Raw genomic sequence first — 11956 nt, 5'->3', positions numbered from 1 at the left:
ATTGTTAATTAAATTATAATTATGGCTCACTTACTTCTGATTGACGCACTGAACCTAATTCGTCGTATTTATGCTGTTGATTGCGAACAATCTGGGCTGACAGATGAGCAAATCATTAAAAGTTCTACCCAACGGGTAAAAAATGCGACCCGAAAATTACTAAAAGCATCTCAAGCAAGCCACGCCATTGCCGTGTTTGATGGTGACAGAAGCTGGCGATATCATCTTTACCCACAGTACAAAGCAACTAGAAAGCCCATGCCTAGCGAACTAAAAACAAGTTTAGAAACGGTTGCAACAGGGTTTACCGAACACAATGTCAAAGCTTACTTTCCTTTGCAGGATGAAGCAGATGATATTCTTGCTACTTTGGCATTTAAAGCGGCAAGCCATGGCGTTAGCTCTACCATAGTGTCGACTGATAAAGGATTTTTACCTTTAATCAGTGAACATATCAGTGTTTACGACTATTTTAAGCAGCAAACCATCAATGCAGACGATGTACAGAAAAAGTTTTCTATAGATAAAAATAAACTTCATGATTTTTGGGGCCTAATGGGTGATAAGACCAATGATATTCCTGGCGTCAAAGGGGTTGGAAAAAAGACAGCTATCGATGTATTGAGTGAATTTGGTTCCGTTGAAAACGCGCTTGAAAGCCAAAACCTTAATGCCACTGCGAGAAAGAAAATTGAGTCTGATATCGATAACTTTATATTAAGCAAATCACTTGTGGCACTTAGAACGGATATTGAGGTTGGCTTTACTTTAAAAGAACTTAGACTGTAGTTGTTGCGTTAAACTCAAATTACTTGTTATAGATACATGCTTCAGATAACCTTAGCGTGCTGTATTCAGGTGACGTAAATGATAAAAAAAGTTCTACAATATATATTTCTCGGCCTCGCCGTGTACGCGGGTATTGTCTATCTTGTTATCAACTTTTATAAAGATGACCCAAGAGCCATGCTTTGGAAAGATAGAGAAGCATTCAATAAAAGGTTTATCAGTAAACTTAGGCCTGACACAAAAATGAATTTAGAGGCCGTGTTAGATAATTTAGGAAGCCCAGATCTTACCTATGTAAAGTCTGATGACGATACCGTATTTCAAATTGTGTATTACAGAACACAACTAATGAAGCCTGATGGCATTACCACTCAAGATGAGTGCACCGGTTTGCTGTTTAAAAATGGTCAACTTATTTTATGGGGTGCAGGTGCCATAGTAGCTTACGAGAAAGCGCTCACCAATGACGAATAATAAAGACGTATCTAAACAACTGTTTGAACTGGTAAATAAAACTGAGCAAATACTGAGGCTATACTATAACAAGCAAAAATGGCCAAGTATTTTCCCAACCCTTGCAGAGTTAGCACAGCTATATACCGAAACATATCAGCACAGCCCAAATGCACTTCATAGCTACCTATCGTTACACTTTAAGCAATTATCTCCAACTACTAATCTTGTCGTTAAGAAATGCATACTAGTTTGTATGATTGCGCAAGGGCATGGCTACTCCCATAAAATCCGCCAAGAGCTTCTTGTTGCCTGCTTGGCCAGTTTCTTATGTGTCAAGAATGAGAGTGATAAGCTACTTAGTGGTCAATCATTAACAGAACAGGGAAAGAAGATATGGAAAGTCAGGTATCAACTTGCTGTAAAAGTGCTGGAGCATGGCGGTTCCATCAATAAGCAAGCGGCAAGAATAATGTCTAGGTTACATCCGTACTGTGAAACATTAAAGAGCAAACTCAATACACCTTTGTATGACAACATCACCTTAATTGTGGCCATAGCGCAAATTATTGCAACGTCACTAATAAAAAAATCCACGCCCAACGTATTGGCTCAAGCGGTTAAAAAGCTGTATTTGGCAAGCCAAGATGAGTTCACTCGCGATACATTAAACAAATTAGCCACTCAGTTTAGTTACTTCCCAGTCGGCTGCTCAACTCAGTATCGTGGGCAAACAGCGCTTTTATTGCAAGTTAATGGCAAGAATCAAATAATTTGCACCTTTAAAGATAAAAAAATAGATCGACTAGTTAAAACACAGCACCCTCTAAGACTAGAGTTCAGACCGTTTAGCACCGCAGATAAACACCTGCTATTTAAAGTGTGGGGTCACGTGGAGCCACAGATACTAGAAGCTGATAATGATGCATTTGAACCTACATATTCAGTAATCGATAAGCTCGGTAAAAACAGTTTTAGTAGCTTTAGAGCGATAGAAAAAACCATTGCGCCCTTTCCATATATTGAACAAGCACTGCAGCAAGCAGCCAAACAATATAATCGCGAATCACAAAAAGGCGCAAACACACGACATTGCTTAACGATGGTTGGGCTAGATACTGCCAGCTTACTATGCCAACGCGTGCTTATAGAACAGGTTATTTCTCAATTGAAGCACCCTTTTGCTTTGGATATTTGGCATAAATACCAACAACTCGCTCTGATCCTCGCGACATTGACAAAGCAAGCCTATGGACAAGGCTATGAAAGTGTTCTTTCTCCAATCAGTGCTGTTATTGCATTTATGCTCAAACACCATGATATAGACATTAAACGCTTTACCTGTGTTAGTGAACAAAGTGACGATAACACGCCATATTCTCTAGCAAGATTATTTGGCTTCTTAGAATTCAACTCCGCCAAATTAGGCGAATATTTTGCTCACCATTTTGATAACAGTGCCCCCCATAACGCATTTATGCAATCAGAAAAAGAAAAGCATAATGCATTAAGTGAAGAAGCTAAGACATTTGTCGCTATAAAGGTACTGGCTATGCAATGGAGCAGCGCATTTTTTGAGCCTACTAGCTGGCAACGCCTTGTTTTAGAAAATCAAATAAGTATGTTTGGTTGGCGTGATGAGGCAGAGTTGAACGACGCGATACTCGAGCTATCTTTATACAGTGTGATTGAATAATATTTATTCTATAAATATAGAATATAACAGACATAACTAGAATTTATGCCTTTTTATCATTCCTTGCTGGAATATCTATGAATAAATTGCTATAAAACGCGCTTAATTTTTCAAGCGAACACACACTTTTTATTTGATTGACTACAATAAACAAGTCCTTCTTTTATGTGTGTACAATTTATTTTGATAAAGGAAAACTAAATGGCTAAGCAAACAGTTACCGTTATTCGTGGTGATGGTATCGGTCCAAGCATCATCGACTCAGCAATTGAAATTTTAAACGCAGCAGGCTGTAACTTCGAATACGAATATGTTGACGCGGGTCTTGCAGCGCTAGAAAAAACAGGTGAACTTCTTCCACCTGAAACACTAGAAGCAATTGAGCGCAACAAGCTTACATTAAAAGGTCCTTTAACAACGCCTGTAGGTGAAGGTTTTACATCTATCAATGTAACTTTACGTAAGCAGTTTGGTCTATATGCAAACGTACGCCCAGTAAAGTCTTTCGAAGGTACACAAGCGCGTTATGACAACATTGACATCATTACAGTACGTGAAAACACGCAAGGTATGTATTCTGGCCTAGGCCAAGTAACATCTGAAGATGGTACTGAAGCTGAAGCAATGTCTAAAATTACACGCGAAGGTGCTGAAAAGATTGTTACTTTCGCATACGAGCTTGCACAGCGCGAGGGTCGTAAAAAGGTAACTGCTGTTCATAAAGCAAACATCTTAAAATCAACGTCAGGCCTATTCCTAAAAGTTGCACGTGAAGTGGGTGAGCGTTTCCCTGACATCGAGTCTGCAGAAATGATCGTTGATGCAACTTGTATGAAACTAGTTATGAATCCAGATGAGTTTGACGTTGTAGTGACAACTAACCTATTTGGTGACATTATCTCTGACCTATGTGCAGGTCTAGTTGGTGGTTTAGGTATGGCTCCGGGCGCAAACATTGGTGAAAATGCTGCGATCTTCGAAGCGGTACACGGTAGTGCACCTGACATCGCGGGTAAAAACCTTGCTAATCCAACGTCAGTTATCCTAGCGTCTATTCAGATGCTAGAGTACTTGGATATGGGTGAAACAGCTGAGCGTATTCGTAGCGCTGTTGCAGATGTGATCAAATCAGGCGATCGCACCACTCGTGACCTTGGTGGTAACCACGGCACAACAGACTTTACACAAGCTGTAATTGAGCGTCTATAATAACGTACCTCAATAAGATAGCGCACTTTGCGCTATCTTTTAAACATCTACCCGCTTTTGCTTCTTCCTATCCCCTTATTCCAATTAATACGATTAACACATATTCCTAACTCGTTGTGAGATAATCTATTTTCCTATAAATACATGTTGCACTGTTGCGTTTTCAGAACTAGAAAACACAATAAATTATGCGCATTTATTGGCTTTTACAAACTGAAATACTACCTTTCAAATTTATCAACACGAAAAAGGGCTATATTATGCAAACAGAAGCCTCATCCCCTTGACAGAAACATCGATTGCCCTTTAAATAAACAGAGTTTAAATAATTTAGTAGATTTGAAATGAATTTAGTTAAGCTTGTACAAATGGTTCTCGTGGTGGTCTTAGTGTTAAGTCCATAGGGGCCTGTGTGAGTATATGCTTTCATCGACCCCGCAAAATGCGGGGTTTTTTTATGCCAAGATTTAGCTTGGCTGAGGAATGAGGTAATGAATGAGCAATTTAATGGCTCCGAGTTAGTTGTAAAGGCGCTAAAAGATTTAGAGGTAGAATTCATATTTGGCTATCCAGGCGGATCTGTACTGGACTTATATGATGCATTATTCGAGCAAAGCGATGTTGAACATATTTTGGTACGCCACGAACAAGCTGCCACACATATGGCTGACGGATACTCACGTGCTACCGGAAAAACAGGCGTAGTTTTAGCAACCTCAGGGCCAGGTGCGACAAACTGCATAACAGGTATTGCAACAGCTTACATGGACTCCATCCCTATGGTTGTTTTATCAGGCCAAGTTCCCTCTAGTTTAATCGGTGATGATGCATTTCAAGAAACAGACATTGTTGGCTGCTCAAGACCAATCGTAAAGCACAGTTTTAACTGTCGAAACGCAGAAGAAATTCCCGCGATCTTATCTAAAGCATTTTACTTAGCCAGTACTGGTCGACCTGGACCTGTCGTCGTTGAGCTGCCAAAAGATGTACTAAATCCTCAAATAAAATTCAACTATGTAATGCCTCAACAGCTAGATATGAGGACTTATAATCCGAGTAAAAAAGGCCATACGAAACAAATTAAGAAGGCCGTTGAAGCAATTTTACAGGCCAAAAAGCTAGTCATTTATTCTGGTGGAGGGATCATCTTATCAGATACGTCCGATAAGCTGACTGAGCTTGTTGAAAAGCTTAACGCGCCTATTACAAATACGCTAATGGGTTTGGGCGGAATAAGCGGAAATCATCCAAACTTTATCGGTATGTTAGGCATGCATGGCTCTTTAGAAGCTAACAAAGCAATGGCCAATGCAGACACGATTTTAGCTTTAGGAGCCAGATTTGATGACCGAGTAACAAATAATGTTGAAAAGTTTTGTCCCAATGCCAAAATTGTGCACGTGGACGTAGATCCAACATCTATCTCAAAAACTATTCAGGCACATATTCCAGTTGTGGGTTGTTTGGACACGGTTTTGACTCAGCTGCTAGAAGGCATAGATCAAAGTAGCATGACCATAGACCGAAGCGCTCAAGAAGCATGGTGGCAAGATATTACATCATGGCGTGAAATGAAGTGCTTAGACTTTGAAACCGAGAAAGATAAAATTAAGCCACAAACCGTTATCCAAAAACTACATACGATCACAAATGGCGATGCATACATCACTTCAGATGTTGGGCAACACCAAATGTTCGCAGCGCAATACTACCCGTTTAAAAATCCTCGTCAGTGGATCAATTCTGGTGGTCTCGGCACCATGGGCTTTGGGCTACCTGCTGCAATGGGCGTCAAAGTAGCTTTCCCTCAAGATGAAGTGGTATGCGTCACGGGTGACGGCTCTATCCAAATGAACATCCAAGAGCTATCAACTTGCTTGCAATATGGTTTAAACGTAAAAGTTGTCTCGCTCAATAATCGCTCTTTAGGCATGGTAAGACAGTGGCAAGATATGCTTTACGATGGCCGCCATTCTAGTTCTTATATGGAGTCCTTACCGGACTTTGTGACTTTAGCTCAAAGCTATGGCCATATTGGGATCCGCGTTGATCATCCGGATGAGCTCGATGGTGCATTAGAAAAAGCATTCTCGATTAAAGATCGCTTGGTATTTTTAGACATTCGTGTGGATGAAAGTGAACATGTATATCCAATGCAAATTAAGCATGGTGCAGTTGATGAAATGTGGTTGAAAAAAGGGGTGAAAGCATAATGCGTCGTATATTAGCAATCTTACTAGAAAACGAGCCAGGCGCCCTATCGAGAATAGTTGGCCTTTTCTCTCAAAGAGCATACAACATAGATAGCTTGACCGTTGGCACAACTGATGACAAAACGCTCTCTCGAATCACTATCACAACACATGGAGATGATAGAGTGGTCGAACAAATCACAAAACAAGTTAATAAACTGGTGGATGTTCTGAAAGTGTTCGACTTAACAGAAATCAATCACATCGAACGTGAACTTTTAATGGTTAAGGTATTCACTAGGAACGAAGCAATGAGAGCCGCTGTAACACGCGTTAGTGACGTTTTCGGTGCAACTATTGTAGATATGGGAAAGCAAAGCTATACGCTCCAGTTAGCCAGCAGTACGGATAAAATAGAGAGCTTTTTAGATATGTTACGCCACGAAAGCGACTTAATTGAGCTTGTCAGATCTGGTGCCGTTGGTATTGGCAGAGGCGACAAAGCGCTTAAGAGCTAAAGAAATACAGCTGCGTTTTAGCACGGGCCTCAGCGCCCGTCACAACGGCGCAAATTTTGGTTGGAATTTATACTAGCTTTACACGCCAAATATACGTGGTATTTAAACTAAAAAAAGAGCCCTTGGGCTCTTTTTTAATGATGGCTTCAAGTAAGACCCAAAGCCGAATGATTCAGTGGTTTACTAAAGGTTAACCTGATCTTTTAAGCCTTTACCCGCTTTAAAGCTTGGGATATTTGCTGCTGGGATTTGGATCTCAGCGCCAGTTTGTGGGTTACGACCAGTACGTGCAGCACGCTCTTTTACAGAGAAAGTACCAAAACCAACTAGTGCTACTGAGTCGCCTTCTTTTAGAGCTTCAGTTACAGCACTAGTTAAAGCATCTAATGCACGGCCAGCTGCCGTCTTAGAGATATCAGCGTCGTTCGCGATCTTTTCAACTAGTTGAGCTTTGTTCATTTTAAAAATTCCTATATTTTTTTATTTTCTGCCGGAGCAAATTCTATGTTTATTCATTTTAACCATGAGTGCAAGCCAAAATTCAACTATATTCGAAATTAATCAAACAAATTGTGCTTGTACCATATATATTTAGCTAAAAAGGGAACTATTTAGCTCAATACCTCACCATTGCGTCTGATATAGGATTGAGCGTCTAGCCAGCGTAGACATTCGAAACCGACAAACCATATTGCCCCATACACAATCCAGAAAACCCACAGAGGCTCTAAAGTAGACAAAATACCGGCCTTAGAGCCCGCGTAATAACTGCCAGGCGTGCATAACCAAACTATGGGTACCCTATATTTTAATGGCAAATGAAAAAGCCTATTTAGAGATTCTCTAAATGAAAACAATAACGCCAGCCATAACAAAAAAAGCCACAATGGAATTAAAGCGGGGCCATAATCGATCACTCCGAGAGTGACCGCAACCACCTCAATGGCCATCCCGAAGGACAACCCTACTAACACAAACTTTACATCTCTAGCCTTAGCAGGACTGAGTGCAAACATTAATGCTATTGTCATGAGCACGACAGGTATAGACTCTTCTTTTAAGAAAAAAACGCCAAACCAAGCCAGCTGAAATAAAACAAAATTAGTAACGACAGAATACTTTTTCATCATTACTCACAAACCTTGGTTTTCTTGCTACTAAATGCACGGCACTCGTTGCTCTTTGCTTAAAACCGCCCTCGCAATAACACAAGTAAAACTCCCAAAGTCTGTAAAAACGCTGGTCAAACTTTTGATTGTCTAAAGACGGCCACGCCTTATCAAAACGCTCCCGCCAATCAAACAACGTTTTTGCGTAATGTAAGCCGATATCTTTTATAGAATGAACGACCAAATCAGTACTATTGCACATTTGTTTGCTCATTTCAGTGATCGAAGGTAAACACCCGCCTGGGAAAATATATTGCTGAATAAAATCAGAGTTCTTCAAATAATGATGATAACGCTGACACGCAATCGTGATAGCCTGTATCAACATAATGCCATCTGGTTTAAGTAAACTACTGCATTTTTCAAAAAAGCCTGATAAGTATTCATGGCCTACAGCTTCAATCATTTCGATTGATACAAGTTTGTCAAATTTGCCATTTAGCTCTCTGTAGTCATCTTTTAATAGCGTAATTTGCCCCTCTAACCCTAACACAGCAATTTTCTCACTGACATAGGCATGCTGTTCTTCAGAAATTGTCGTCGTCGTCACCTTACAACCATAATGTTGCGCAGCATAAATCGCAAAAGCGCCCCACCCAGTTCCAATTTCAATTACATGATCACTTTTTTGTAAGTCGACTTGCTCGCATATTTCTTTAAGTTTGTGCTGCTGAGCCTGCTCTAACGACGCATCATGAGTGGGATATACAGCGCTTGAATACAGCATTTCTTCACTCAAAAATGAGCTATATAAATCATTACCCAAATCATAATGAGCAACTATATTTTTCTTTGAACCTGATTTTGTATTACGATTTTTAAAGTGTGTGACTTTATTAAACAAGCCAGAGATTAGTGCGAATTTTTTTTCAAATGCATCTAGCACGTCCTGATTGACTACAAAAATCTCTATTAGCTTAGTTAAATCAGAACAGCTCCAATGACCGAGTATATAAGATTCGCCAGCACCAACGCTGCCACCCAGTGCAAACTTATTATACATTTGGTTTGACTGTACATGTATAACTGTACTGTCGTCGCTACTTTGGTCGCCAAAAGAGAATTCTTGTCCACCATCGATTAATTTTATGTGTCCCCAAGTGATTTGATCAAACGCTTTTAAAACCAACGTTCTACACATCTTTGTTAAAAAGCTGTCACTGCTCTCACTACTCTCACTACTCTCACTACTCTCACTACTCTCACTACTCTCACTACTATAGGATTGTGTCGTTTTTTCCATCTTACAAACTTCCAGGATGACTGATAAAAGGAACTCGCTTCAAAAAAAGCTTTAACGCTTGCCAATAAATGCCCTTAAGTATTGAAAAGGTCATCGCCGGGAACTGCTTTAATAAATTACTAATAGAGTGCTTTTCTAACGGCACTCTACGCAGTCTTAAAGTCGCGTCAAATAAGAGTTCACGCTCTTTTTTATTCTCGATATGGACAAAGGCATGTTGCGCTGGTGCTTTGATATGCCAATGATATTCCATATCTAAATTCATGAAAGGTGATACGTGAAAGGTCTTTTCAAAGTTCACTTTTTTTCCAAGAGGCACGAGGTAATAATGTCTCTCATTCCATGGAGTGTTACTGACTTCGGCCAACATGTGAGTATATTCGCCATCTTCCTTGGAAAAAAAATAAAAGTTCACTGGGCTAAAATAATACCCAAAACATCGGCACTGCCCCATTAAATAAACTTTACTATCAGATGCATCCACACCTAACGCCAAACTTTTATCTAATGCACGTTGCTTTAAACTACCAGCAGACCCATCTAAATAATCAGCCTGTTCAAAACGTAGTAGCTTTTTCCCCTTGGTGCCAAATAATGGATGAATATCATCGAGTTGATTTAATTCATCCAAATCGATACACATCATATACATAGGATATCTGAAGTTATGTTCAGAAACGGCAAAGCGACGATGCCTAACATCTCCTAAATAGATGGCGCTATTCAAAATGCCACTCCCAGCTTTTTGGCAACGTCAACTGCGCTACGAACACCATCTTCATGGAAGCCATTAAACCAATAAGCACCGCAAAAATAAGTGCGATTGACACCATCTACTTCAGACTTTCTTTTTTGCGCACGAATACTCTGTGTATTAAATACAGGGTGATAATAAGTAAACTTTTGAATTACTTTCTCTTGATCAATCTGACTGTCATTGTTCAGCGTTACGCAGTACTGCTGTGAGGATGATAGCCCTTGGAGAATATTCATATGATAAGTCACACTAGCAGGGCGAGTTTGGCTTTCGTCTAACGCATAATTCCAGCTCGCCCAAGCTGCTCTTCGTTTAGGTAGAAGTGACACGTCAGTGTGCAAAACGACGCTATTTGGCGTATACGGGATTGCACCGAGCACATCACGTTCAATCTCACTGGCATCTCCAAGTAGCTTCAACGCTTGATCTGAGTGGCACGCAAATACGACTTCGTCGAATTGCTCTGTATGGCCATCTTGAAAAGTGATTTCAACATAGTCATCATGCCGAACAACTGACTTTATGTCCGTATTTAACTTTATTTTATCTTTGTAAGATTGCGTTAACGGACCAATATATTGCTTCGACCCGCCCGGAATAACATACCATTGAGGGCGACCTGCAACATCTAAAAGCCCGTGGTTATAAAAAAACTGGATAAAGAACTGTATTTCAAAATCCAACATACCTTTTAAGCTGGTAGACCAAATTGCAGCGCCCATGGGCAAGATATAATGCTTTTTGAAAAAATCATCGAACCCGTGTGCGTTTAAAAAGTCGCCCAGATTTGTGTAGTTAGAGTAATCACCGCTGTGATATAAGTCTTTTGATAGCCGATTAAACTTAACAATGCTATACAAAAACCGCCAAAATTTGAGTGACAAAATATTGCGTTTTTGCGCGAATAACGAAAAAAAAGTGTGACCGTTATATTCAAAATCTTTATCTGCCGTTTTCACACTAAAACTCATTTGTGTTGGTTTGCGCCCAACACCTATTTGATCAAGCAGCTTTTCAAATAAAGGATAAGTACGGTCATTAAATACGATAAAGCCGGTATCAATGCCTTTTGTGCCTTCGGGGGTGTCAACATCAATAGTCGCGGTGTGACCGCCTAACCTATCTTCTTTTTCAAATACGGTAATATTGTGTTTTTTATTTAGTAAGTAGGCTGCACTAAGTCCAGAGATCCCAGTTCCTATTATTGCAATATTTTTCAACGTTTTATCCTTTTTGCTAACGGCAGCCACCAGTTAAATGGTAGTAATGAAAATAACTTTAAAAACAAGGTAAAGCGCCTTGGAAAATGCACTTCCTTTTTACGTTTTAATACACCTTGATATATTCTCTCAGATGCCTGCTCTACGGTGACTAAACAAGGCATAGGGAAATCGTTTTTGTTGGTTAATGGTGTTTCTACAAAACCAGGATGCACCAAAGTCACATCAATACCTTGGAGCTCAACCTGCATAACACGCGTTAAATAGCTTAATGCCGCTTTTGACGCACCGTAAGCTTGCGCACGGGGCAGCGGCAAAAAGCTCGCGCTAGAACTGACTATAACGAGTTGTCCACCTGACTTGATTTTCGGAATGAAAGCTTCTAAGCAATATCCTGTCGCTATCAAGTTGGCGTGAATAACTCGTTCAAACAATGCAGAATCAAATTTATTCGCATCATCTATATATTCGCAAACCCCTGCATTTAAAATGATTATATCTTGCGCTTCTATTTTGCTGGCAGCATCGAAAACTTGTTCTTTATCTGTCATGTCAAACCTTGAAGTGCAGACGCCACTTGATTCAAATTTCGACAGTTTCTCTTGGTTTCTTCCGCACGCGATTACTTGGGCAGACTGCGCGTAACGATTAACTAAAGCCTCTCCAATTCCAGACGTAGCGCCGGTTATTAGTACACTTTTTGCTTCCAT

General features: G+C 40.1%; 12 protein-coding genes. 6 read left to right on the top strand and 6 right to left on the bottom strand.

What is annotated here, in order from left to right:
* Positions 1-18: 18 nt before the first annotated feature.
* The 6 genes from xni to ilvN all read left to right on the top strand — a co-directional run bounded on the left by xni (position 19) and on the right by ilvN (position 6857).
* Positions 19-789, top strand: a complete 771-nt coding sequence (gene xni / locus L1077_RS09600; RefSeq protein ID WP_237136684.1) for a flap endonuclease Xni — start codon at positions 19-21, stop codon at positions 787-789.
* Between the two features lie 78 nt (positions 790-867).
* Positions 868-1263, top strand: coding sequence for a DUF3192 domain-containing protein (locus L1077_RS09595; protein WP_237136630.1), 396 nt, complete (start codon positions 868-870; stop codon positions 1261-1263).
* Positions 1253-2938, top strand: a complete 1686-nt coding sequence (locus L1077_RS09590; RefSeq protein WP_237136629.1) for a hypothetical protein — start codon at positions 1253-1255, stop codon at positions 2936-2938. Before L1077_RS09595 ends, L1077_RS09590 begins: the two co-directional genes overlap by 11 nt.
* A gap of 201 nt (positions 2939-3139) precedes the next feature.
* Positions 3140-4147: an isocitrate dehydrogenase gene (locus L1077_RS09585; protein WP_237136628.1), complete on the top strand. Its 1008-nt coding sequence runs from the start codon at positions 3140-3142 to the stop codon at positions 4145-4147.
* A gap of 491 nt (positions 4148-4638) precedes the next feature.
* Positions 4639-6360 carry an acetolactate synthase 3 large subunit gene (locus L1077_RS09580; RefSeq protein ID WP_237136627.1) on the top strand — a complete coding sequence of 574 codons (1722 nt, stop codon included), beginning with the start codon at positions 4639-4641 and terminating at the stop codon, positions 6358-6360.
* A complete protein-coding gene (ilvN, locus tag L1077_RS09575; protein ID WP_063363718.1) occupies positions 6360-6857 on the top strand; it encodes an acetolactate synthase small subunit in 498 nt (165 codons plus the stop codon). Before L1077_RS09580 ends, ilvN begins: the two co-directional genes overlap by 1 nt.
* Positions 6858-7040: 183 nt before the next feature.
* Here ilvN and hupB read toward each other — a convergent pair whose 3' ends face one another.
* From hupB to L1077_RS09545, 6 genes are all read right to left on the bottom strand, one after another.
* A complete protein-coding gene (gene hupB / locus L1077_RS09570; RefSeq protein WP_023397797.1) occupies positions 7041-7316 on the bottom strand; it encodes a nucleoid-associated protein HU-beta in 276 nt (91 codons plus the stop codon).
* A gap of 152 nt (positions 7317-7468) precedes the next feature.
* Positions 7469-7987, bottom strand: coding sequence for a DUF2878 domain-containing protein (locus L1077_RS09565; protein ID WP_237136626.1), 519 nt, complete (start codon positions 7985-7987; stop codon positions 7469-7471).
* Positions 7959-9269 (bottom strand): class I SAM-dependent methyltransferase, encoded by a 1311-nt coding sequence (locus L1077_RS09560; protein WP_440589541.1) that lies wholly within the window; start codon positions 9267-9269, stop codon positions 7959-7961. The genes L1077_RS09565 and L1077_RS09560 overlap by 29 nt, the downstream gene beginning before the upstream one ends.
* A 1-nt stretch (position 9270) precedes the next feature.
* Positions 9271-9996 (bottom strand): DUF1365 domain-containing protein, encoded by a 726-nt coding sequence (locus tag L1077_RS09555; RefSeq protein WP_063363715.1) that lies wholly within the window; start codon positions 9994-9996, stop codon positions 9271-9273.
* On the bottom strand, positions 9993-11246 hold the full coding sequence (locus tag L1077_RS09550) for an NAD(P)/FAD-dependent oxidoreductase (protein WP_237136625.1): 1254 nt from the start codon (positions 11244-11246) through the stop codon (positions 9993-9995). Before L1077_RS09550 ends, L1077_RS09555 begins: the two co-directional genes overlap by 4 nt.
* Positions 11243-11956, bottom strand: a complete 714-nt coding sequence (locus tag L1077_RS09545) for an SDR family NAD(P)-dependent oxidoreductase (RefSeq protein WP_237136624.1) — start codon at positions 11954-11956, stop codon at positions 11243-11245. Before L1077_RS09545 ends, L1077_RS09550 begins: the two co-directional genes overlap by 4 nt.

Source organism: Pseudoalteromonas luteoviolacea (assembly GCF_021654285.1).
GTDB lineage: Bacteria > Pseudomonadota > Gammaproteobacteria > Enterobacterales > Alteromonadaceae > Pseudoalteromonas > Pseudoalteromonas luteoviolacea_J.
The sequence above is the reverse complement of the archived record's forward strand: the minus strand, read 5'-3'. Positions and strand labels throughout refer to the sequence as shown.